Below are 23090 nucleotides of genomic sequence, written 5' to 3'. Positions count from 1 at the left end.
GCGCAGTACTGACATGCGGCCCTCCGGTTTCAATGGCCGGGCGCGAGGACTGCTCTTACTGGTCGTGGCACCGCTGGTGAGTATCGGCGTAGCCGTCGGGATGACATGCCTTGGGCCCGGCTCCGATCCACTGAATCGCCTCTATGCAGGGCTGTTCTGCGCCGTGCTCACGCAGTGCGCGCTGCTCGCGGTCGGCCTGGTGGCTGGCCGTCCGGCCAGCTTGCCACTGCGCAGGGCGGTGTCCATCAGCCACCACTGGATGGGCGCGATGCTCGGCGGCGTCCTCTTCGTCATCTGCCTGAGCGGTGCGCTGTCGGTGCTGAAGCCGGAACTGCGCAGTTGGGAAATGCCCACCGAACGGCAGCTTGCCCAGGCCCCCATCGGGCTGGATGACCTGCTCGCGCAGGCGCTGGCAGCCTTTCCCGAGGCAGACTCACTTCAGTTCGACAGGCCCGAGGCCGGCCCTGGGCCATGGCACGTTCAACCCATGCGGTCGCAACAACGATGGGCAGGCCCGGCGCCAACCCTGTCTGTGCCACCCGTGCCTGCCGTGCATGGCGACCTGACCGGCATCGTCACCCGCCTGCACAACACCTTTTTCGCGGGCTTCCCCGGTCGCGTCTTCGTGAGCCTGTTTGGGTTTGCGCTGGGCGCCCTGGTCGTCGGCGGCGTGGTGTTGCATCCCCGGCAGGAAGGCACGCTGTGGCGTTTGCGCCTGGGAGCCGTGTTGCGTACCGCGGCCTACGATGCGCACCGGCTGTTCGGCCTGTGGCTGGCGCCGCTGCTGTTGCTGATCGCGGTCACCGGCGTCTTCTCGGGACTCGGGGCGCTGGCCACGGTCCAGTTGGCACCGCTTGCCTTCCCCGACAAGCCGGGCCAGGTGATGCAGGCATTGATGCAACCCTATGCGCGCCCGGCCAGCGGGCATCGTGCGCCCATGGCCAGCATGGACGAATTGATGCTGCGCCATCGTCAGATGAATCCCGACTTTCGTGTCCAGGGCATCAGTGTCCACCACTGGGGCGACGCGCATGCCTACGCCACGCTGCGCGGCACGCAGCGCTGGCAATTGAGCACGGCCATCTTCGAACGCTATCACTATGCACTCACGGACCTGGGCCTGCTGCGGCACGACAGCGCGGCCAACCAGGGCCCGTTCACGCAAGGCTTCATCGCCATCCAGCCCCTGCACTTTGCCCGCTATGCCGATGCGGCCAGCCGCTGGCTGCATGCCCTGGCGGGCCTGGCCGGCGCAGTGCTGGCGGGCAGTGGCACCTGGCTTTGGCTCAGGCGACACGCCAGCGATAGCTCCGCTCAGTACCTGCGGCCATGGCTGAGCGGCATGACCCTCGGCCTGCTGCTGGCCTGCAGCACCATGTTTGCCATCACGGCGTTGACGCCTGACTCATGGCCGTCGCGCCAGCGCTGGCAGGCCATGGGCTTCGGGCTGACCTGGGCGGGTGCGCTGATTTGCTGCCTGCTGCCGGGGAAATGGCGCGCACGACTGCCCACCACATTGCTGCAGCTTGCTGCGGCGCTTCTCGCTGTGGCGGCCGCAGCCAGCCTTGCAACCCAATGGCGTAGCGCCTGGCAAGCGCCGTGGCCAGCCCTGTCGATCAATGTCCTGCTTCTGTCGAGCGCCATCGCGTTCTGGGGCACCGCCCGCAAACTGGAAACACCACCATGAAAATCGATCCCACCCAGATGCTGAAACCTTTTTCCCTGACTCGCACACTGGCAGTGCTCCAACCCGGTTCCGCCTTGCAGTTGGTCCCCTTCAGCGAACGTGGCCGCGTGAAGTCCGACTGGATCATCGGCATCCGCGCCTTCAGTGATTCCATCTCGGTGCATGGCAGTCACTGGGAACGTCACCCCCGCGGCGATGAGATGCTCACGGTGCTTCAAGGCTGTATCGACGTCGTGCTGGATACGCCCCTTGAGGAAACGCGCCTGCACGTCGATGCCGGGCATTCCCTCGTCGTTCCCCAAGGATGCTGGCACCGATTGGAAGTGGTGCAGCCAGGGCAATTGCTGTTCGTGACACCGGCGACCGACAGCGAGCATCGGCAACGAGATTCGGAACGCTGAAATGAGCGGATCACCATCGTTCTCGCGCACGCCCGCCAGGCTCTGGCCTCTGATCGCCTGCCTGTATGTATCCCAGGGCATTCCTTTCGGCCTGGCGATGGAAGCCATGCCCGCCTCCCTGCGGCATGCCGGCACGGACCTGCAGGCCTTGGCCTGGCTGCCACTCGTGGGATTGCCCTGGGTGCTGAAATGGCTCTGGGCGCCATGGGTGGACAATCATTGGAGCCCACGCACCGGTCGCCGCCGCAGTTGGATTCTGCCCATGCAAGGTCTGGTACTGGCGGCGTTGCTTGCGGTCGCCCTGCTGGGCCTGTCGGCGCAGACGCTGCCCTGGATCCTGGGCTTGGCGGTGACCGCCTCGCTGTCCAGCGCCACCCAGGATGTGGCCACGGATGCCCTCGTCGCGGAGCAGTTTGCGACCGAATCCCTGCCCATGGCCAATGCAATTCAAGTGGCCAGCACCATGGTGGGTTTCTTCTACGGCGGTCCGGTCTTTCTCATGCTCTACGGGATGCTCGGACTGACTTGGGCCATCGTTGGACTGGTCCTGCCCATCGCCGCGAGCCTGGTGCTCACGTTGTCATGGCGCGAACCACAGGCGCTCGAAGTGGCGGCAAGAACCAGCAAGGCCAGTCAATGGCACTTCCTGCGATCGGGCCGCAATGCATGGGCGCTGGTCGTCGCGGCATGTCTGTCCGCCATCACCGTGGTGGCATGTCACGGCCTGGGCAAGCTGTTGCTGGTCGATGCGCAATGGCCGCTGGCCCGCGTTGGCCAGGTCGGCATGCTGGGAGGCGCGTTCACGATCCTGGTAGGGTGCGGTGGCGGCGCATGGCTCGTGCATCGGTTCGGGGCCTGGCCCGCGTTCCAGTTCGGGATTGCCAGCGCTGGCCTGTCGGCCGTGACCTGGGCCTGGCTCGCAACGCAGACGCCGGCCATGCCCATGACCGCTGTCGTCATGGCCACGGTGCTGGCCAGCATCGGATCGGGTTGTGCCTCGGTGGCGATCATGACCGCCGCGATGAATTTCTGCCGGCGACGCACCCAGGCCGGCACCGACATGACGATGGTGCAAAGCGCGCGCGACCTCGGCGAAACGATGGCGTCCTCGTTCCTGATCGCTTTGGCCGCGAGGGTGGGCTACAAAGAAGGGTTCCTGCTGGGCCTCGGGCTGGCGGTGCTGACCATGCTTGCGACCGCTTGGATGATGCGCTCGCGTCGTGCGAGGCGATCCCACGCCCCGGGATCGTGAGCCTGCTTATTCGATCGCAGAACAGGCTGGCGGCGAATCACTGTTGGCATGGTGGAATGTCGATTGGGCAGGCGAACCACCTGTAAGGAGCCCCTTCGATGAACTCGTGTGACGCGCTGAGCGCGCTATGGCCGCTGTCCGGACTGCCATCGCAAGCCCTGGATTGGATCGACTTGACCGGACAAGACCCGGTGTTTCCCTCGTCCTTCGCCGTCGGCACCGCCGCGCAGGCCAGCATTGCCGCGGCCGCGCTCGCCGCCTGCGAACTGGGCCATGCCCGGGATGCTCCGCGCCAGCGGGTCGCCGTGGACATGGCCCACGCCGCCGCCGAATGCACCGGCTGGTTCACGCTCGACGGCCATGAGCCCGAGCTGTGGGACCCGTTCGCCGGCCTGTACCGCTGCGCCGATGGCTATGTGCGCGTCCATACCAATTTCCGGCACCACCGCGACGGCGCATTGCGCCTGCTGGATCTGGATCCGGCAACCACCACACGCGCCGACGCCGAGCAGGCCCTGCTGGGTTGGAAGGCGCTGGACTTCGAGCAGGCCGCGGCCGACCACGCGCTGGTGGCCACGGCGCTGCGCAGCTTCGCCGAGTGGGATACCACGCCCCACGGCCAAGCCCTGGCCGCGCAACCGCTGATGACAATCACCCGGATCGGTGACGCGCCGCCGCGCTCGCTGCCTGCCCTGGCGGCGGACGACCTGCCGCTCGCCGGCCTGCGCGTGCTCGACCTCACGCGCATCCTGGCCGGCCCCGTCGGTGGGCGGGCGATGGCCTCGTTCGGCGCGGACGTGATGCTGGTCAATTCACCGAGCCTGCCCAACATCGCCGCCATCGCCGAGACCAGCCGCGGCAAGCGCTCGGCGCACATCGACCTGCGCACCGAGGCCGGTCGCGAGGCGCTGTGGCGGCTCGTGGAAGACGCCCACGTGTTCTCGCAGGGCTACCGGCCCGGCGGCCTGGCCGCGCTCGGCTTCTCGCCCGAGGCCCTGGCTGCACGCCGGCCCGGCATCGTCGCCATGTCGCTGACCGCCTACGGCCCGCAAGGGCCCTGGGCCGACCGGCGCGGTTTCGATTCGCTGGTGCAGACGGCGATGGGTTTCAACCACGCCGAAGGCGAAGCGGCGGGCGATGGTAAACCGCGCGCGCTGCCGATGCAGATCCTCGACCAGGCCAGCGGTTTCCTGATGGCTTTCGGCGCCGCCGCCGCGCTGTGGCGACAACAACGCGAAGGGGGAAGCTGGCACGTGCAGGTGTCGCTGGCGCAGACCGGGCACTGGCTGCGCGGGCTGGGGCGCATCGAGGATGGCCTGCGGGCCGGCAGGCCAGACCTCAGCCCCTGGCTCGCCGACGAAACCTCCAGCTTCGGCCAGTTGCGCGCCGTGCGCCCCAGCGCGCAACTGGCGCGAACACCGGCCGGCTATGCGCGACCGTCGGTGCCGCCGGGCAACGATGCGCCGTACTGGTGACGTCGATGTCATCTCAGGTGGTCATTTCGGGGTGCTCCGGCGGTGGCAAGTCAACCTTGCTCGGGGAACTGCAGCGGCGTGGTCATGCGACCGTCGCCGAACCCGGGCGGAGGATCATCGCCGAGCAGATTCGACAGGGCGGCAACGCCCTGCCATGGACCGACATGGCGGCCTTTCTGCGCGAGGCGCTGAGCGTCGCCGCCATGGATCTCGAAGGCGCGGCACGGGACGCTGGTCCGGTTTTCTTCGACCGAGGGCTGATCGACGCCGCTGCAGCGCTTCAACGACTCTGCGGCGTACCGTTGGCGCAAAGCCTGGGCGAATCCCACCCTTATGGGCGGCTCGTGTTCCTCGCACCGCCCTGGCCGGACATCTATGGCGCCGACGAGGCGCGGCGGCACGGCTTTCCCGAGGCGGAGGCGGAGTACGCCCACCTGGATGCAACCTACCGGGCACTCGGCTACGAAGTCAGGTTGCTTCCGCGCGCCAGTGTGGCCGAGCGGGCCGACTTCGTTCTCCAAGCGATTCATCGCTGCTGAAGGCGAGACCAACTTGTGGCGGCCGCCTTGGCTGTCGATCCGAACGCGGCCCCCCAGCATGCACACTCACGGGCACGGTTGTGGGATGAGCATACGATGACACGGACACGGGCAACAGTCGCGGACAAGGTGTTGAAGTCAGAGGAGACGGCTGGACATGGCAACGGCCTTCCCTCAGCGCTGGCTACACGGCAACCGAAGCACCCAGCCCCGGATCTAGGAAGCCGGGCCGAAGGCGTTAGCCGAGCGAAGCGAGGGAACGATGGAAGCCCGACAGGGGCGAAACCCGGCAGGGGGTTGATGCATAGCACGATAGCGCGACCAGCCATGTTTCTTGGCCGGAAACGCCCAGACATCAATGCTCCAGTCTTTGGTCACATCATCGGCTCACTTGCGCCATAGCCAGGCGGACTATATGATTCATATATGTTTCATATAGTCCAAAACACATGGGTATCGTGAACATCGACGACGATCTGCATGACCAATTGCGCAAGGCAAGCGCGGTGTCGTGCCGGTCGATCAATGCGCAGGCGGCCTTCTGGATCAGGATCGGCATGCTCTGCGAAATGAACCCGACACAGAGTTTCAACGATATCGTTGCTCGTGAACTGCAGGCCGCGGGCGTTGTGGCGCACCCCATCAAGATGGGGTCGGCATGACCAAGCGCCCAGAAGAAATCGCGCTGATGGCCGAGTCGGGCCGGCTGTTGGCTCAGGTGTTCGGCCATCTTGACCGATTGAACCTGATCGGCATGTCCACGATGCAGGTCAACGATCTGGTCGATGACCTCATCGTCCATGAACTCAACGCACGCCCGGCCAGCAAAGGGCAATACGGGTACGCCTACGCGCTCAACGCCTCCCGCAACCATGTGGTCTGCCACGGCGTTCCTTCCGCCGAGGACATCCTGCAGGACGGGGACATCGTCAATTTCGACATCACGCTGGAAAAGAGCGGCTACATCGCCGATTCCAGCAAGACCTATCTGGTCGGCGAGGTGTCACAGCCGGCGCGGCGACTCGTGCAAGTGGCTTATGAAGCGATGTGGAAAGGCATCCAGGCCGTCCGCCCGGGCGCTACGCTCGGCGACGTGGGCCACGCCATCGAGCGGCATGCCCGCAGGAATGGCTATTCGATCGTCAGGGAATACTGCGGCCACGGCATCGGCCGTGAAATGCACGAGGAGCCGCAAGTGCTGCACTGGGGTAAACCGCGAACGGGTCTGGCGCTACGGGAAGGGATGGTGTTCACCATCGAGCCGATGGTGAACCAAGGACGGCGTGCCGTTCGAACTGAGGACGACGGCTGGACGGTCGTCACGCGCGACGGGCAACTGTCGGCTCAGTTCGAGCATACCGTTGCCGTCACTGCGAGCGGTGTGCGTGTCTTGACGCTGCGCCCGGGCGAAAAGGCGTTGCACTGATTCAATGTAGTGGACAGGAGCACCTTGCGGTGATCCAAGGGCCGAGTGAGTCAACGATCCGCCTGGCCAGCCGCACATCGTGCGCATAGGTACGCAATCGCTTCTCGGCACGGAACGACAGGTCGCGTTCGATCAGCAGCCCCAGCCCGCCGAGCACCGTCGCCAGTTCGCCGAGACTGACGCAGCCGACTTCCGGCGCCCCAGGCCCAAGTCGCAAAAGCCAAATGCGTGGTCGTTGTCATCGCCGATATCAATCTCGGTCAGCAATCAAGCCACATCGGCGCCCGATGTGAACAGCTTGGGCCACGGGGCCGGATCGGCCCATACCCATCCACTGCACACAGTCAGCTTCTGGCAAGCGCGCAGGTCCGATCAGCGAGTCGGGGCGGACAGGGATGGTGAAAACGGGGCGAGGCGGTCTCCGGTTTGTTTGTCGTGTCGAGGCCGGGTTTCGGTTCGACTGTCACCGGATCGGCTTCCCTCCGGTGTTGTCTCATGGACTCTTGCGCTGTTCCTCATGCCGCTCGCGCTCGCTCAGCATGGTTTGCTTCGGGCATTGCCATCCTGGCATTGGCCACCCGCGCCGCCGCGGCGGAAGTATGGGTCGTTACCGACTCGCATCATCCGGTCCATGGCCAGGCTGACCGACACCTCATCCTGGACGCGGCCGCGGTGCTCGAAGCGGAGCTGGCCGACAACCTGCCCACCGATCCTGAGCGCGCCAGCGCCATCGTCCAGCAACGCCTGAAATTGGGCGGTACAGACCTGCAGCGAAGGATCGGCACCGCCTACCAGGGTATTGCCGATGCCTGGAGCCTTGGCGTCACCAAGGTTCCGGCCATCGTGGTGGATCGCCGATACGTGGTCTATGGCGAGACGGACGTGGCCCGTGCGGTAGCCCGCATCGACCAATACCGGAGGACGCAGCCATGACGAGGCGTCCGTTCGCGCCATCCCGGCGCCAGCGGTTGGCCATCGCAGCGCTGCTGCTGGGGTGTTCCGCATCGTCCTTTGCACTGAACACCGCCACCATCGTGGCCTCCACCCTGTCGCCGGATTGCCTGGAATACCGCGTCACCGGCATCTGCTATTGGCTCTATTGCACCTGGACGGGATGCACCGTACGCACCTCGGTCAAGGTGCGCCACTACATCCCGGATGCCGTGGTGTCGAGCTACTCGAACACCGGCGAGAACCCTTGGGTCGAGGTGCGGGCGATGAGCCTGCCGAACCCGACCGCGAAGGCCGGCGGCGACGGCACCACCAACGAGGATCACGAGAACAACCTGGCGAAGTTCAAGAACGCCGACGTCATCGGCCATCCGGGTGGCTATGTGTTCAGCCAGTTCGCCAGCGCCTCCGGCTACACCTGCGAGGGCGCCGGCACCGCCTTCATGCCCTATCTGCTGAGCACGCTCGACACGCTGGCATGGCGCTACAACATCCCCGAGGCGCTGTATCCGGAAGCACTGATTCCCGGCCGACGCGAGATCGGCGCGCGCACGGGCCTGAATCTCTGGGGCAACGTCTATCCGCGTGGCGGCTTCCTGCACCAGGTGGATGATCACAAGGCCGCAGCCGTGGTCGCCCAGCGCGCGGGTGACATCGTGACGCGCCGCAACCAGATCCACGTCTACCAACCGCTGCTCGCCAGTTCGCGCGATGGCTACTGGCCGGCCGGCGCCCTGATGGAAACCGATGCTGCCACGGGCAAGTGGCAGGAGCTGACCCCCACGCTGTCCAGCAGTTGCGCGGTATTCCCCCATGGCAATGCCAAGGTGCAGGCCCGGCAAGGCGACTACGCCTGGGCATTGTGGCGTCCCTATAGCTGCTGCCAGCGCCGCGGCCAGGTGTTCCTCGGCAGCGTCGATTTCCTGTGAGACCCGATGCCATGACTACTTCATTTCCGACCGCCCGTCGATTTCTGTACGTCGCATTGGCCGTTGTCGCAGCGTTGTGCTACTCCAGCGCCGGGGCGCAGACCAGCGTCAACGAGTACGGCGTCCAGTATCAGGGCAGCGTGATCGGCGACGACGTGCTCTACAGCATTGGAGGCGGCCGCGCGGTATCCATGAGCGGTGCGGCCAACATGCACTCCATCGGCGTTGGCGTCGGCTGGAACAGCAACCTGATCTGTGGCGACATGAGCATCACCACCACGCTGCAGAACCAGTTGAACGGCATCACCAACGGCTTCCAGGCCATCATGTCCTCGGTGATCCAGAACGCCACCGCTGCCGTGGCGTCGCTGCCCGCCTTGATCATCCAGCGCGCCGATCCAGGGCTGTACAACCTTTTGACCAATGGGGTGCTGCAAGCCAGGCTGGATTTCGATCGCAGCAAGCTGACCTGCCGTGCCATCGCCAATCGCATGGCCGACATGGCGGGTGGGCAGCTCGGCTGGGACCAACTCGCCGAAGGCATGGCGCTGAAGCAGGCCGTCGCGAGCACCGATGCGGTCTCGGCGATCGACGACGCCGAGGCGAACCGTGGCAACAATGGCGTTCCTTGGGTCGGCGGAGACAACGCCGGCGGCGCAGGCCAACGTCCGGTGCGCGTGGTCGGCGACGTGACCCGCGCCGGCTACAACCTGCTCAACGGCCGTGGCGTCGGCGACACCAGTTCGATTCCGCAAGCCAGTTGCGGCGGCAACCTGGCATGCCAGACCTGGAGTTCGCCCGATGCCGCCGCGGCCTGGGCCGTTCGCGTGCTGGGCGAGCAGGAACAGCGCACCTGCGATGCATGCACCAAGACCGTCACCACGCCGGGCGTTGGCCTGACCCCGCTGATCCAGGAGGAATACGAGGACAAGTTGCAGGCCCTGCAGGAACTGGTCGCCGGCAGCCGTCCAACCACGGCGCAGAACCTGCAGGCTGCGAGCAGCGCGTCGCTGCCCATCACCCGTGGGGTGATCGAGGCCCTTCGCGACGAGACGGACCAGGACATCCTGGCCCGGCGCCTGGCCTCGGAGGTCGCTCTGGCCAGCGTGCTGGAGAAGGCGCTGCTGCTGCAACGCACGCTGCTGACCGGGCGCAAGGAGCCCAACGTCGCCGCCAACGAACTGGCCCAGAAGGCCGTTACCCACGAAAGCGACATCCTCGATCGCGAGATTCACAACCTGAAGACCGAACTGGAACTGCGCCGCGAACTGGCCAGCAACTCGCCGATGGCGATCATCCAGCGCCACAGCACCCGCGCCGCCGGCGCGCGTGGCATCTACGAGGGCGATCCTGTGCGCAACCGCGTCGATGAACTGCAGCGGCCGCCGTCCGGCGGAAGCCATCCATGAATACCGTGGTGCGGTGCCTGCGCTGGCTGTCCAGCCGGCGTGCCATCCTGGTGCTGGTGTGGGCGGTGTCGCTGCTGATCGCCGCGACCGCCGTCAATGTGGTCGGCATCCGCATCGCGGGTGGCATCGAGGGCTGGCAGCGCTGGATGGCGGCGCAATCCGGGGCCTTCCTGGCCTGGCGGTTATTGCTGTACGCCGCCACCGCCTGGGGGTGGCTCTGGATGCGACGTCGCCTGCGCGCGCGGGAACCGGAGCGCGCTGCCGGGCAGCGGCTGTTGCGCGCGGAGGTTGCGGCCATCGTCGCCGTGATCGTGCTGGAAGCCAGCCTGCTGATGCAGGCACGGTAGCGCGAGGTTCGCCATGACGCTGTTCACGACCGACTACCTGGAGTACTACCTGACGCTGGTGTCCTGGGTGGTCCACAACGGCATCTGGTCGGTGCTGGTCGCCAGCGGCATGTTCGCCGTCCCGTTCCTGGCGATCGTCATCCAGGAATGGTTGAAGGCCCGCGCGGAAGGCGCGGACGAGGGCAACAAGGGGGTGCTGTCCTCGGCCCGCATCGAGAACCGCGTCTTCGTCGCCATCTTGGTGATCATGTTCGCGGGCATCCCCTTCATCGATGTGGATTTCAACACCATCAAGTACGACCGTTCGCGTTCGACCCAATGCCAAGTGAATGTCCCGGAGCCGACCGATACTGGCTGGTCGCAATCGTTCAGCACGATCAACAACCAGTCGGCCAAGGTGCCGGTGTGGTGGTTCGCCATGCACGCGATCTCGCGCGCGATCACCGGCGCCTCGGTCGCGGCCATTCCCTGCGGCACCGACCTGCGGCAGATCCGCATGGACATCGACGCGACCCGCATCGACGACCCGGTGCTGGCCCAGGAGGTCAGCGACTTCACCCGCGACTGCTATGGCCCCGCCCGCGCCAAGCTGTTCATGACCCGGCCCAGCCTGAGCGAGGAGCAGATGCACGACGTCACCTGGATCGGCTCCAACTACTTCGTCGGCACCGCCGGCTTCTACGACAGCTACCGCTCCAGGACTCCGCGCGATGCCTGGCCGTTCGACGCCACGCGCGACGCCGGCCTGGCCCAGGTGCCCGGCGGGGGCGGCTACCCGACCTGCCGGCAGTGGTGGGCCGACGGCAGCCAGGGCCTGCGGGCACGACTGCTGGCCCAGGTCGATCCCAGCCTGCTGACACGACTGGCCGGCTGGGCAGGCTTCCTGAGCCAGGCCGAGGTCAACGACTCGGTGATCCGCGCCGTCGCCAGCCCTCGCCAGCAGAAGCTCAACCAGGGGGCGGTCTACACGGACTACGGTGGCCAGATCGACATGACGCTGCCCAACATCGTCACGCGCGCCGCCAGTGACGTCGGGCTGACCGCCGGATCACTGGGCTATTTCCCGGCGATGGACGTGGTGCGGCAGGCGCTGCCGATGGTGCTGTCCCTGCTCAAGATGGCGCTGGTCATCTGCATCCCGCTGGTGCTGCTGATTGGCACCTATGACCTCAAGGCCGTGGTCACGGTGAGCGTGGTGCAGTTCGCGCTGTTCTTCACCGATTTCTGGTTTCAGCTTGCCCGCTGGATCGACTCGAGGATCCTCGATGCGCTCTACGGCTGGGGGTGGGGCTGGAACCGGCCGCACACGAACTTCGATCCGCTGGTGGGCCTCAACAACACCTTCGGAGACATGCTGCTGAACTTCGTGATGGCCACGATGTTCCTGGTGCTCCCGGCATTCTGGATTGGCGCATTGACTTGGGCTGGGATTCGGGCCGGAACTGTCGCAAATGCTTTCTCGGCAGGCACCAAAGACGCGGGCAACGCAGGCGGCAAGGGGCCAGGCGTCATGTCGAGGAAGCTGAAATGACTCAGCGATGAACGGCTTCAATCGTCTTCGCTGTACATCTCGTGAGAGGTGTCGTTGTAAAGGTTTGGATCGTAGCCAGGCGTTTGACGTAGTTCATCCAGACTCGCTGGAAATTGCAGATCGAAATCATCGTTGCCTTGCGGCGCTTGCTCCGCCATCCTGGCTGCCACAACGACGGCAACCAGCATCAGCGCCACCCAGAATGCGGCGTACAGCAACAGCAGCACACCGAGGATCGCCAGCTTTATCACCCAGGTCAGCACCCTTGCACCGCCTGTCGGCAGTCCCTGCGCCATCAGCCACCGATGTGTCCGACGCTCCGCGCGCAGCCAACCGCGCCATACGCCGCCCAGCCAGCGGCCGAGTCGCGCTGCGATGGTCATGCCTGCGGTGTGCTTCATGGTTGGCTACCTCATGGTCGTTCCACGGTCGTTGGGCATGGCGGTGCCGGTCTTCTTCATGCCTGCCGCGCCGCGAATGCTTCGGCGCTCATGATCAAGCCGGGAAAGTCCTCTCGCATGGCGAGAATGTCCGCATCGCCGGTGATCAACGCATCCGCCTTGCCGACATGCGCGAGCACCAGGAACACCTGGTCCTTGTCGTCGCGGCAGGCCGGCAGGTCGGGCCATGGCATCGGCAGTTCCACCACATCGGCGTAGGGCAGGAAGTCCGCCAGCAGTTCCTGCTGTTCCAACGTCGACAACTTGAACTTGGGATAGGCCAGGACGCGCAGGAGGTCACTGGCCGTCTCCCGGCAGACCAGCGGCTGCAACTGCTGGTGCTGCCAGGCGTGGCGTATCCAGGCCAGGCGTCCAGCATTGAAGATCAGCGCCGACAGCACGATGTTGGTGTCGAGGACGACCCTGCGCATCAGCGCCGCGCCCAGGCCACGGCATCCTCGACGTCCTGCTCGGTGATCCCGAGTTGCTCCAGCTTCTCGCGCACGGCCTGGGCCTTCTGGACCCGCACCGGCGTCAGGACGATCCGACCGCCCTCGACGGTCACGTCGAAGTACTCCGCCGCATCCACGCCGGACACGGCCGCCTTGGGCAGCGTGATTTGATTTTTCGAAGTGAGCTTGGCAAGCATGGGAGGCCTCCGTAAGTTTCAAAGGAAATCTTACTTCCTTACTTCATTCTCGACAAGCATGCCTTCGGGTGCAGGGGTTTCAGGGCCTGCCGTGCTTCCAGCGCCGGTTGAAACTGCCTGATCCGGTGAAAACACAGTGCCTGTTCCGATTCCGATCCTGGAGCGCACCGGCTCCGCATTGATTGCGGCACACGAAGCCGACTGCCCCTATATCAAAGGGCTTGTCGAAGGCCAAAGGGCTGGGGATGGAGCAAGGGAATGGCCTCAAGGGGAAAGGCCCTACCCGAAAAGGCCAAAAGGCTCCTCCGGCCAGCCCGTCACCAGGATGTCGCCATGCTTTCGCTGTTCCAGCGCAAACGGGTGCCGCCGGCCACCGCCGCCGCGCCGCCTCCCGCCGAGCCTGCCAAAGGGTTGACCCGGCCGCAGTCGGCCGCAGCGCTGCTGGCAGAGCCGCGCCGGCAGCGGCTGCTGGAACACATCTGGCAGCGCACCTCGCTGTCGCGTCGGCAGTTCCGCTCGCTGTACCTGGCGCCGCTGGAACGCTACGCCGAGCTGGTCCAGCAGTTCCCGGCCTCGGAGGCGCATCACCATGCCTGGCCGGGCGGCATGCTGGACCACGGCCTGGAGATCGTGGCCTACGCGCTCAAGCTGAGGCAGTCCCACTTGCTCCCGGCCGGCGCCCCGCCCGAGGCCCAGGCCGCGCAAGCCGAGGCCTGGACCGCCGGTACCGCCTACGCCGCGCTGCTGCACGACATTGGCAAGATCGCGGTCGACCTGCACGTCGAGCAGGCCGATGGCCTGGTCTGGCACCCCTGGCACGGGCCGCTGCGGCAGCCGTACCGCTTTCGTTATCGGACGGATCGCGAGTACCGGCTGCATGGCGCCGCCACGGGGCTGCTCTACACCCGTGTGCTCGATGCCGGCATCCTCGACTGGCTGAGCGACTACCACGATCTGTGGTCGGCGCTGCTGTACGTGCTGGCGGGCCAATACGAACATGCCGGCACGCTGGGCGAACTGGTCGTCAAGGCCGACCAGGCATCGGTGGCCCTGGCGCTCGGTGGTGATCCGGCCAGGGCCATGGCGGCGCCGAAGCATGCGCTGCAGCGCAAGCTGCTGGATGGCCTGCGCTACCTGCTGCGCGAGGAGTTCAAGCTGAACCAGCCCGGCGGACCGTCGGATGGATGGCTGACCCAGGACGCACTCTGGCTCGTCAGCAAGACGGTCAGCGACAAGCTGCGCGCGCATCTCCTGTCGCAGGGCATCGAAAGCATCCCATCGAACAACACCGCCGTCTTCTCGGTGCTCCAGGACCATGGCATCGTGCAGCCCGCCCCGGATGGGAAGGCGATCTGGCGGGCGACCGTCACGAGCGGCACCGGCTGGTCCCACAGCTTTACCTTCCTGCGCCTGTCGCCGGCCTTGATCTGGGAGTCGGGCGAGCGTCCCGCACCGTTCGCCGGCACGGTCACGACGGAAGAGGCCCTCCCTGGCGATGAGGCAGCGCCGGCCTCCGCCGGCATCCCGGCCACCTCACCGTCCCCTGGGGTGGCGGATTCCCCGGCCGGGCTCGCGGACCCGGTCTCCGATCTGCTGTCGATGCTCGATGCGTCCGACGCAGCCACCACCAGCGCATCGTCCGCCAGCGCGGAACCGCCATCGCCATCCACCACCGCAACTACGTCTTTGCCCCATTTGACGCCGACCACTCCTGCCACCACGCCGGCTCCCGCGAAGGCCATGCCGTCCGGGGAAGACTTCATCGCCTGGCTCAAGCAAGGCATCGAGTCGCGCAAGCTCATCATCAACGATGCGAAAGCACTGGTGCATACCGTCGATGGCACGGCGTACCTGGTCAGCCCCGGCATCTTCCAGCGCTACGTGCAGGAACATCCGGAGATCCAGGCGCTGGCCCGGCAGGACAATATGCACGACTGGCAATGGGTGCAAAAGCGCTTCGAAAAGCTGGGGCTGCACCGCAAACAGGGCAGCGGCCTGAACATCTGGACTTGCGAAGTCACCGGGCCGCGCAAGTCGCGGCGGTTGCACGGCTATCTGTTGGCGGCGCCTTCGGCATTGTTCGCGGAAGTCCCGCCGGACAACCCCTACCTGTCCTTGGTGCAGAATTCTGCGCCCCCGGGCACAACGCATGCCGCATGCTTGCGACCAGATGACTGACCAGCCAAGCCTGCGTTGCCGGGCTATTCGGTGGCGTCCTGTTCCCCGGACAGTCGCGATTCGGTCGCGGCCATCAGTGCCGCGGCCGAGCAACCCAGCCCCTTCGCGATCCGCAGGATCAACACCAGCGTGGGCATGTGCTCGCCGCGCTCGATCTTGCCCATGTGCGACCGGGCGATGCCCGCCTGTTCCGCGAGCACCTCCTGGGCAAGCCCCTGCACGGTCCGTGCCTCGCGCACGGCAACGCCGAAAGCGCGCGCTGGCTCGCTTTCATAGGTTCTTGTCCCTGCGGGTCTCCCGCGTTGCACCGATCGCTTCTGCATCAATAGAAGCGAAGCGTCACGTGCCAAGTGAATTTAAACCACGTTAAACTTATCTCATCAACCGGTCGCGCCCGGTTTTTTTCCAGTGTCGGCGTTGTGCAGGTGACACGATGATCGCTCCCGATCCCTTGAACATTGCCCTGTCGGACTGCCTGGCCTATCCCCGGTTGTCGGTGCCGATGGCGGAACATCGTCGGCGCCATCCGGACCACCCCATTCGCCTTCATGAAGAACGCCTGGAGGATCTGCATCGAGGACTGCTCGCGGGGGCTTTCGAGGCGGGCCTCTGCCAGTCGCCCACAGCCCCTGAAGGCATCGATGTCCGCCCCGTCTGGCGCGATGCGCTGGCGCTGGCCGTGTCGGTCCATCACCCCTTGCTGGCCTTCGCGTCAGTGTCCCTGGATCAGGCGGCCGACTACCCTTGGATCGCCCTGGATGGCCGTGGCTGTGTGGGCTACTGCAGGCAAATCGACTCACTGCTGACGGCAGCCAGCGTCGTCCCCTCGGCCGTCACGACGGCCACGTCGTTCGGGTTGATGATGACCTTGGTGGCCGCTGGCTACGGCGTCTGCCTGGCACCCGCCGCCCGCATCGAGGGTTACCGTTCCCTTGGCGTTATCCAGCGTCCCTTGCAAGAGGGCGCGCTGACGCTCACCACGTACTTCCTGAGCCGTCGAAATACGGACAGCACCCGCCTGGAGCCGTTCTTCCAAGCGCTCCAGGCAAGCGCCTGACCGAACTTCGGCGCGACCCTGGCTCGATCAGTCTCCGGGCGTCACTTCGGCGGCATCGGCAGCTACGGCTTCGCGCACCAGCCGCTGCACGCTTTGCCGGACCTGCTCAGGGAACTCGGTCGTCACGACTGGCTCGCTCGCCTGCATGCACTGTGCGGCCACCAACCGCGCGGCAAGGTGCAGGTTCGTTGGATTGACGGCTTCGATGGCCGGCCGTGTCCCGAGAGCCTCGTACGAGCGCAGAAGAGCGTGGTAAATGTCCCAGGTGTCGATACCCCGTGGCAGTTGCTTCAGGACGGACTGGATCAGCCTGCGCTTGAGCGGATCGAGTTGCCAGTCCGGCACGCGCTGCCCGCGATGCCCCATGTGGACCGACAGCAGGTTGCCGGCCTGGATCTCGTAGGTGATCCAGCGGCGCGACTTGCCCGCGAGCTTGGCGTAGTCCGCCACCGAGAGGTTGTGTGGCGCCTCGAAGGTCTCCAGCACCTGCAGGCGTCCGCGCTGCACCTCCGACAGGCGCGGCCGCGCGTACTCGGGCATGCGCACGGCCGACAGCCGCTGCACCGATGCCGGCGCTTCGGGTTGGTTGGACGTCGGCGCGGTCACGATCAGCTGCGGCGCGGTGAGGTCGACCACCGGCGGCTGCACGGCCGCCTGGCCGGCGATGGTCGGCAGGCCCTGGAGCGTGATGGTCAGATGCCGGCTGGCAACCTCGACCTGGTTCTGCTCGAACAGGTCCAGGCGATCAGCCCAGTCCTGCATCATGACGCGGCGTTGCTCGACGTATTCGGCATGGTTGTAGGTCGCGCTGATCTTGTCTGGATCGGCATGCGATAGCTGGGCATCCACCCATTTCTTCGGGTAGCCGAGTTCGTTCAGCGCCGTCGAGATCGTCGCCCGGATGCCATGCCCCGTGAGCTGGTCCTCGTAGCCCATGCGCTTGAGCGCGGCGTTGAGCGTGTTCTCGCTGATCGGGTTCTTCAGGCACCAGTCGCCTGGGATGAGATGGACCTGGGCAGGCTTGCAGTTGTCGAGCAGGTGGCGAACGATCTCCTGCGCCTGCACCGACAGCGGCACGATGTAGGGCGGGATGTCGATCAGGCGCTTGCGCTTCTTCCTGGTGAGCAGCTTGCGCTGCTTGAGCCTGGCCACCGGGATGATCCACAGGCCCCGGTCGAGGTCGAACTGATCGGGCGTGGCGAAGCGAAGCTCGCCGGTACGCACACCGGTGAGCATCAGCAGCCGCAAACCCAACTGCGTGTTCAGGCGTCCGCGGTACTTGCGCAGCGTCTGCAACATGGCCGGCAGTTCGTGCATGCGCAGGAACGGGTTGTGTTCGACCGGCGGCAAGGGCAACGCGACCACTTCCAGGTCCCTGGACGGGTTCTCGCCCATGTTGGGAATCGCCACCGTGGCGTACGTGAACAACTGGGTGAACCAGGTCCGCAGCTTCTCGGCCACCGACAGCGAGCCGCGCTTTTCCACCTTGCCGATGATGTCCAGCAGGTGCGCGCGGGTAATCTCGTAGATGGTCAGGTGCCGCAGCGACGAGAACACGTCTTTCTTGAAGACGCGCCCGATCTGTTCCAGGCTGGTCTGCCGTCCTTCCTCCAGCGAGAGCCGGCGATGGGCCAGCCATTGCTCGTAGACGGCCATGAAGGTGTGCTCGCCGGCCAGGACGATCGCATGCCGCTTGCGCTTGCGTTCGCTGTGGGGATTGACGCCCTTGGCGAGCAGCGAGCGGGCTTCATCGCGAAGCGCACGGGCGTCCTTCAGCGAGAGCGCTGGATACGTGCCAAAGGACATGCGGTCGCGCTTGCCGCCCCACGAGAAGCGGAAGTGCCACGCCTTTGCACCGGTGGCTGAAACAAAGAGGGAAAGGCCGTCTGTGTCGGCCAGGGTGTACGGTTTGCCGGTCGCCTTGGCCTGGCGAACCGTGAGGTCCGAAAGCATGATCCCAACTCCTTGAAAGCGAGTTGAGTGCCATGTTTCCCGTCGGGCCCCGGCTCCCCCAGCAACAATGCGGAACTGGGAAGCTCCGCATTGCGATGTACCACCTGATGTACCGGTTTTGACCGGCTGTCAGTGGATTTCGCTGGAAGTCACTGGATCGAAGATTCTTAAAAAATCGAACCGTGACAATGACTTGCAACACTCCATGGACGTCCTTGGAACGCCCTGGAAAGTCGAAGTGGAGCGGGCGATGGGAATCGAACCCACGTCTTGAGCTTGGGAAGCTCAGGTCCTACCATTGAACGACGCCCGCGAAGTCGGTGGATTCTAGCGCACTGCCGCGTGCTTTCCGGGCAACCGTGCGTTCTGCGCCGGCCGACGACCAGCCTGTCCTGCCGGTGCATAGGTTCGTGGACATTTCTGGCCATCGGGCAATAGGAGCAAGCGCTGGCAGCTACGAAAAAAGAAGCAAAAGTGCTCTCTACTTCTGGATATCGCCCACGCAGAGGTATTTGATCTCCACATAGTCGTCCATGCCGTAGTGGGAGCCCTCGCGCCCCAGGCCCGACTGCTTGACGCCGCCGAAGGGCACATGCTCGGTCGCGAGAATGCCGACGTTCACACCCACCATGCCATATTCCAGCGCCTCGCCCACTCGGAAGATGCGGCCCACGTCGCGGCTGTAGAAGTAGCTGGCCAGGCCGAACTCGGTGGCGTTGGCGGCAGCGATGGCTTCCTGCTCGGTCTCGAACCTGAAGACCGGCGCCAGCGGGCCGAAGGTTTCCTCGCGCGCGCACAGCATTCCAGCGGTGGCGTTGGCCAGCACCGTGGGCTCAAAGAACTGGCCCGCGCCCAGTTCCGCCAGGTGCTTTCCGCCCGTCACGACGCTGGCGCCCTTGGCGATGGCGTCGTCCAGGTGGCGCTGTACCTTGTCCACCGCGGCGGGTTCGATCAGCGGGCCCTGGTTCACGCCGTCCTCGAAGCCATTGCCGACCTTTGCGGTTTTTACGCGAGCGGCAAACTTGGCGACGAAGGCGTCGTACACCCCCGCCTGCACGTAGAAGCGGTTGGTGCACACGCAGGTCTGCCCGGCATTGCGGTATTTGCTGGCAAAGGCGCCTTCCACGGCGGAGTCGAGGTCGGCATCGTCGAACACGATGAACGGCGCATTGCCGCCCAGCTCCAGGCTCAGCTTCTTCACCGTGGGCGCGCACTGGGCCATGAGGATGCGCCCGACCTCCGTCGAGCCGGTGAACGACAGGTGGCGCACGACGTCGCTTGCGCACAGCACCTTGCCGATGGCGATGGAGTTCTCCGCATCGGCCGTCAGCACGCTCAGCACGCCTGCGGGAATGCCCGCGCGCAACGCCAGCTCGGCCGCGGCGAGGGCGGTGAGGGGGGGGAGCTCGGCCGGCTTGATGACCACCGGACAGCCCGCCGCGAGCGCCGGCGCCACCTTGCGCGTGATCATCGCCAAGGGGAAGTTCCACGGTGTGATCGCCGCGCACACGCCGATGGGCTGCTTGAGCACCAAAAGGCGGCGGTTGTTGTCGAACTGCGGCAGGGTCTCGCCGTTCACGCGCTTGGCCTCCTCGGCAAACCACTCGACGAAGCTTGCGCCATAGGCCACCTCGCCCTTGGCCTCGGGCAGTGGCTTGCCTTGTTCTGCCGTCATGAGCCGGCCCAGGTCGTCCTGGTGCTGCATGAGCAGGTCAAACCACTGGCGCAGGATGGTGCTGCGCTCCTTGGCGGTCTTGGCCTTCCATGCGGGCCATGCTTCGTTGGCGGCGGCGATGGCCAGCTCGGCTTCCTTGGCCCCCAGGTTGGCCACATCGGCCAACTTCAGGCCCGTGGCCGGGTCGTGCACGGCAAAGCGTGCGCCGCCTGCGAACCACTGGCCTCCCAGCAGGGCGTCGGTCTTGAGCAGGCTCGGATCCTTGAGCAGGGAAAGGGGTGATGTCTTCATGTCCATGGGGTGGCTCCTGGAAGGCCGCGGCGGGCAAGGCAAAGGGGCAGGATAGCGCCGTGCGTGCGCAAGGGTGAAATCTATAATGGCAGGTTGGTCACGACGGGATGCCTTGCGCTGCCATACCCGCCCACGAACCCCATACACACCATGAGCACACCGACTTTCTCCGTTGCAGACATTCGCAAGACCTTCCTGGACTTCTTCGCCGCCAAGGGGCATACCGTGGTGGCGTCCAGTCCGCTGGTGCCGGGCAACGACCCCACGCTGATGTTCACCAACTCGGGCATGGTGCAGTTCAAGGATGTGTTCCTGGGTACGGACAAGCGCCCCTATGTGCGCGCCACATCGGTGCAGACCTGCCTGCGCGCCGGCGGCAAGCACAACGACCTGGAGAACGTGGGCTACACCGCGCGCCACCACACGTTCTTCGAGATGCTGGGCAACTGGAGCTTTGGCGACTACTTCAAGCGCGAGTCGCTCAAGTGGGCCTGGGAGCTGCTGACCGAGGTCTACAAGCTGCCTCCCGAGCGCTTGCTGGCCACGGTCTACGCCGAGGACGACGAGGCCTACGACATCTGGACCAAAGAAATCGGCCTGCCGCCCGAGCGTGTGATCCGCATCGGTGACAACAAGGGCGGCCGCTACAAGAGCGACAACTTCTGGATGATGGCCGACACCGGCCCCTGCGGCCCGTGCTCGGAGATCTTCTACGACCACGGCGAGCACATTGCCGGCGGCCCCCCCGGCAGCCCGGATGAGGACGGCGACCGCTTCATCGAAATCTGGAACAACGTGTTCATGCAGTTCGACATGGACGAGCAAGGCAACGTCAAGCCGCTGCCCGCACCCTGCGTGGACACCGGCATGGGCCTGGAGCGCCTGGCCGCCATCCTGCAGCACGTGCACAGCAACTACGAGATCGACTTGTTCGACGCGCTGATCAAGGCCGCGGCGCGCGAAACAGGCACAAGCGACCTGACCAACCCGTCGCTCAAGGTCATCGCCGACCACATCCGCGCCACCGCCTTCCTGGTCGCCGACGGTGTCATCCCCAGCAACGAGGGCCGCGGCTACGTGCAGCGCCGCATCGTGCGCCGCGCCATTCGCCACGGCTACAAGCTGGGTCGCAAGACGCCGTTCTTCCACAAGCTGGTGCAAGACCTGGTGCAGCAGATGGGCGATGCCTACCCCAAGATCCGCGAGCAACAGGCGCGCATCACGGATGTGCTGCGGGTGGAAGAGGAACGCTTCTTCGAGACCCTGGCGCACGGCATGGAGATTCTGGACAGCGCTTTGGCTGGCGGCGCCAAGACGCTGCCGGGCGACGTGGCGTTCAAGCTGCACGACACCTATGGCTTCCCGCTGGACCTGACGAATGACGTGTGCCGCGAACGGGGCGTCAACGTGGACGAAGCGGGCTTTGCCACCGCCATGGAACACCAGAAGAGCACTGCCCGCGCCGCAGGCAAGTTCAAGATGGACCGCGCGCTGGAATACACCGGCGCGGCCAACCAGTTCACGGGTTACGAGCAACTGGCCGAAAGTGCCAAGATCGTCGCGCTGTACGTGGACGGCACCAGCACCGCAGCCCTGCACGCGGGCCAGAGCGGCGTGGTGGTGCTGGACCGCACGCCGTTCTATGCCGAAAGCGGCGGCCAGGTGGGCGACCAAGGCACCATCGGCGCTGGCTCGGCGTGCTTCACCGTGGCCGACACGCAGAAGATCAAGGCCGACGTCTACGGCCACCACGGCATCCTGGAAGCCGGCACGCTGAATGTGGGCGACACGGTGCAGGCGCAAGTGGACCTGCAACTGCGCGCGGCCACCATGCGCAACCACTCGGTCACCCACCTCATGCACAAGGCGCTGCGCGAGGTGCTAGGCGACCATGTGCAGCAAAAGGGCAGCCTGGTGAACGCCGAGCGCACGCGCTTTGACTTCGCGCACAACGCGCCCCTGACGGCCGCGCAGATTCGCGAGATCGAACGCCTGGTGAATGCCGAGGTGCTGGCCAATACCGACACCAACGCGCGCCTGATGGACATCGAAAGCGCGCAGAAAACGGGCGCCATGATGTTGTTCGGCGAGAAGTACGGCGAGACCGTGCGTGTGCTGGACATCGGCACCAGCCGCGAGCTGTGCGGCGGCACGCACGTGCGCCGCACGGGCGACATCGGCCTGTTCAAGGTGGTGGCTGAGGGCGGCGTGGCCGCGGGCGTGCGCCGCATCGAGGCGGTGACCGGCGAGAACGCGCTGGCCTACCTGCAGTCTCTGGAGTCCACGGTGGACCAGGCTGCAGCCGCCCTGAAGGCGCCCCCTGCGGAGCTGAACGCCCGCATTGGCGGTGCGCTCGATCAGATCAAGACGCTCGAGAAGGAACTGGCTGCACTCAAGGGCAAGCTGGCTTCCAGCCAGGGCGACGAGCTGGCCGGCCAGGCCGTGGACGTCAAGGGCATCAAGGTGCTGGCGGCCCGGCTGGAAGGCGCGGACGCCAAGACCCTGCGCGAGACCATGGACAAGCTCAAGGACAAGCTCAAGACGGCGGCCATCGTGCTGGCGGCCGTCGATGGCGACAAGGTGCAGCTGGCGGCTGGCGTGACGGCCGACAGCATCGGCCGTGTCAAGGCCGGGGATCTGGTGAACTTCGTGGCGGCCCAAGTGGGTGGCAAAGGGGGCGGAAAACCCGACATGGCCATGGCCGGCGGCACCAACGCGGCGGCGCTGCCGCAGGCGCTGGCAGCCGTGCAGGGCTGGGTGGGCGAGCGCATCTGACGGCGGCCTGGGCCCCCAGACGGGGGCCGGGCGCAATTGCGGACATGTTGCACCCGCGTGGGCGGTGGTGGCCTGCGCCGCGGTTACACCTGACCCACGGGGCTAGGCAAAAGACGGCAGGCGCA

General features: G+C 65.8%; 21 protein-coding genes, 1 tRNA gene and 1 pseudogene. 15 read left to right on the top strand and 8 right to left on the bottom strand.

The genetic code is table 11. The annotated features are described in order from the left end of the window. The first annotated feature begins 100 nt into the window (after positions 1-100). The 7 genes from I3K84_RS04345 (at position 101) to map (ending at position 6780) form a co-directional block, all read left to right on the top strand. Complete coding sequence (locus I3K84_RS04345; RefSeq protein WP_196995586.1) at positions 101-1687, top strand: PepSY domain-containing protein; 1587 nt, start codon at positions 101-103, stop codon at positions 1685-1687. Continuing rightward, positions 1684-2088 carry a cupin domain-containing protein gene (locus I3K84_RS04340; protein WP_052191031.1) on the top strand — a complete coding sequence of 135 codons (405 nt, stop codon included), beginning with the start codon at positions 1684-1686 and terminating at the stop codon, positions 2086-2088. Before I3K84_RS04345 ends, I3K84_RS04340 begins: the two co-directional genes overlap by 4 nt. A gap of 97 nt (positions 2089-2185) precedes the next feature. Further along, a complete protein-coding gene (locus I3K84_RS04335) occupies positions 2186-3340 on the top strand; it encodes an MFS transporter (protein WP_231403408.1) in 1155 nt (384 codons plus the stop codon). Between the two features lie 98 nt (positions 3341-3438). After that, positions 3439-4815, top strand: coding sequence for a CoA transferase (locus tag I3K84_RS04330; protein ID WP_034036964.1), 1377 nt, complete (start codon positions 3439-3441; stop codon positions 4813-4815). A 56-nt stretch (positions 4816-4871) separates the two neighbouring features. Then, positions 4872-5354: an AAA family ATPase gene (locus tag I3K84_RS04325; protein ID WP_370567780.1), complete on the top strand. Its 483-nt coding sequence runs from the start codon at positions 4872-4874 to the stop codon at positions 5352-5354. A 449-nt stretch (positions 5355-5803) separates the two neighbouring features. Next, on the top strand, positions 5804-6016 hold the full coding sequence (locus tag I3K84_RS04320) for a ParD-like family protein (RefSeq protein WP_034036966.1): 213 nt from the start codon (positions 5804-5806) through the stop codon (positions 6014-6016). Then, positions 6013-6780 carry a type I methionyl aminopeptidase gene (map, locus tag I3K84_RS04315; RefSeq protein ID WP_034036967.1) on the top strand — a complete coding sequence of 256 codons (768 nt, stop codon included), beginning with the start codon at positions 6013-6015 and terminating at the stop codon, positions 6778-6780. Before I3K84_RS04320 ends, map begins: the two co-directional genes overlap by 4 nt. 1 nt (position 6781) lies before the next feature. Here the strand turns inward: map and I3K84_RS04310 are convergent. Next, positions 6782-7098: pseudogene (locus I3K84_RS04310) on the bottom strand (DUF2958 domain-containing protein); the annotation flags it as partial. Between the two features lie 177 nt (positions 7099-7275). On the opposite strand from I3K84_RS04310, the gene I3K84_RS04305 reads away from it, so the two are divergent. From I3K84_RS04305 to I3K84_RS04285, 5 genes are read left to right on the top strand one after another with little or no spacing between them, the layout of a single operon-like run. Then, positions 7276-7713, top strand: a complete 438-nt coding sequence (locus I3K84_RS04305; protein WP_196995585.1) for a TIGR03757 family integrating conjugative element protein — start codon at positions 7276-7278, stop codon at positions 7711-7713. Continuing rightward, entirely contained in the window at positions 7710-8660 is a 951-nt protein-coding gene (locus tag I3K84_RS04300; RefSeq protein ID WP_032972530.1) for a TIGR03756 family integrating conjugative element protein, read from the top strand. The genes I3K84_RS04305 and I3K84_RS04300 overlap by 4 nt, the downstream gene beginning before the upstream one ends. Before the next feature lie 11 nt (positions 8661-8671). Beyond that, positions 8672-10069, top strand: a complete 1398-nt coding sequence (locus I3K84_RS04295) for an integrating conjugative element protein (protein WP_196995584.1) — start codon at positions 8672-8674, stop codon at positions 10067-10069. Next, entirely contained in the window at positions 10066-10416 is a 351-nt protein-coding gene (locus I3K84_RS04290) for a hypothetical protein (protein WP_196995583.1), read from the top strand. Before I3K84_RS04295 ends, I3K84_RS04290 begins: the two co-directional genes overlap by 4 nt. 13 nt (positions 10417-10429) lie before the next feature. Continuing rightward, entirely contained in the window at positions 10430-11947 is a 1518-nt protein-coding gene (locus tag I3K84_RS04285; RefSeq protein ID WP_196995582.1) for a conjugal transfer protein TraG N-terminal domain-containing protein, read from the top strand. Between the two features lie 17 nt (positions 11948-11964). Here I3K84_RS04285 and I3K84_RS04280 read toward each other — a convergent pair whose 3' ends face one another. From I3K84_RS04280 to I3K84_RS04270, 3 genes are read right to left on the bottom strand one after another with little or no spacing between them, the layout of a single operon-like run. Further along, positions 11965-12348, bottom strand: a complete 384-nt coding sequence (locus I3K84_RS04280; protein ID WP_196995581.1) for a DUF3742 family protein — start codon at positions 12346-12348, stop codon at positions 11965-11967. A 56-nt stretch (positions 12349-12404) separates the two neighbouring features. Next, positions 12405-12818 (bottom strand): putative toxin-antitoxin system toxin component, PIN family, encoded by a 414-nt coding sequence (locus I3K84_RS04275; RefSeq protein ID WP_196995580.1) that lies wholly within the window; start codon positions 12816-12818, stop codon positions 12405-12407. Further along, positions 12818-13036 carry an AbrB/MazE/SpoVT family DNA-binding domain-containing protein gene (locus I3K84_RS04270; RefSeq protein ID WP_006489017.1) on the bottom strand — a complete coding sequence of 73 codons (219 nt, stop codon included), beginning with the start codon at positions 13034-13036 and terminating at the stop codon, positions 12818-12820. Before I3K84_RS04270 ends, I3K84_RS04275 begins: the two co-directional genes overlap by 1 nt. A gap of 333 nt (positions 13037-13369) precedes the next feature. On the opposite strand from I3K84_RS04270, the gene mobH reads away from it, so the two are divergent. After that, on the top strand, positions 13370-15214 hold the full coding sequence (gene mobH, locus I3K84_RS04265) for a MobH family relaxase (RefSeq protein ID WP_196995579.1): 1845 nt from the start codon (positions 13370-13372) through the stop codon (positions 15212-15214). Between the two features lie 23 nt (positions 15215-15237). On the opposite strand, the gene I3K84_RS04260 is transcribed toward mobH, so the two are convergent. Continuing rightward, a complete protein-coding gene (locus I3K84_RS04260) occupies positions 15238-15537 on the bottom strand; it encodes a helix-turn-helix domain-containing protein (protein WP_196995578.1) in 300 nt (99 codons plus the stop codon). A gap of 110 nt (positions 15538-15647) precedes the next feature. On the opposite strand from I3K84_RS04260, the gene I3K84_RS04255 reads away from it, so the two are divergent. Next, the gene (locus I3K84_RS04255; protein WP_196995577.1) at positions 15648-16271 is read left to right on the top strand and encodes a LysR family substrate-binding domain-containing protein; all 624 of its coding nucleotides are present in this window, start codon (positions 15648-15650) and stop codon (positions 16269-16271) included. 27 nt (positions 16272-16298) lie between these two features. On the opposite strand, the gene I3K84_RS04250 is transcribed toward I3K84_RS04255, so the two are convergent. From I3K84_RS04250 to I3K84_RS04240, 3 genes are all read right to left on the bottom strand, one after another. Next, positions 16299-18224, bottom strand: coding sequence for an integrase arm-type DNA-binding domain-containing protein (locus I3K84_RS04250; protein ID WP_196995576.1), 1926 nt, complete (start codon positions 18222-18224; stop codon positions 16299-16301). 239 nt (positions 18225-18463) lie between these two features. Further along, positions 18464-18537 (bottom strand) — tRNA-Gly (locus I3K84_RS04245). A 168-nt stretch (positions 18538-18705) separates the two neighbouring features. Next, positions 18706-20196 carry an NAD-dependent succinate-semialdehyde dehydrogenase gene (locus I3K84_RS04240; RefSeq protein ID WP_196995575.1) on the bottom strand — a complete coding sequence of 497 codons (1491 nt, stop codon included), beginning with the start codon at positions 20194-20196 and terminating at the stop codon, positions 18706-18708. Positions 20197-20340: 144 nt separating this feature from the next. Between I3K84_RS04240 and alaS the strand changes: the two genes are divergently transcribed. Further along, a complete protein-coding gene (gene alaS / locus I3K84_RS04235; protein WP_196995574.1) occupies positions 20341-22965 on the top strand; it encodes an alanine--tRNA ligase in 2625 nt (874 codons plus the stop codon). Positions 22966-23090 lie beyond the last annotated feature (125 nt).

The sequence above is a fragment of the Diaphorobacter sp. JS3051 genome (assembly GCF_015832135.1).
In the GTDB taxonomy this organism is placed as follows: Bacteria; Pseudomonadota; Gammaproteobacteria; order Burkholderiales; family Burkholderiaceae_C; genus Diaphorobacter; species Diaphorobacter nitroreducens.
This window is presented reverse-complemented; position numbering and strand designations above follow the sequence as displayed.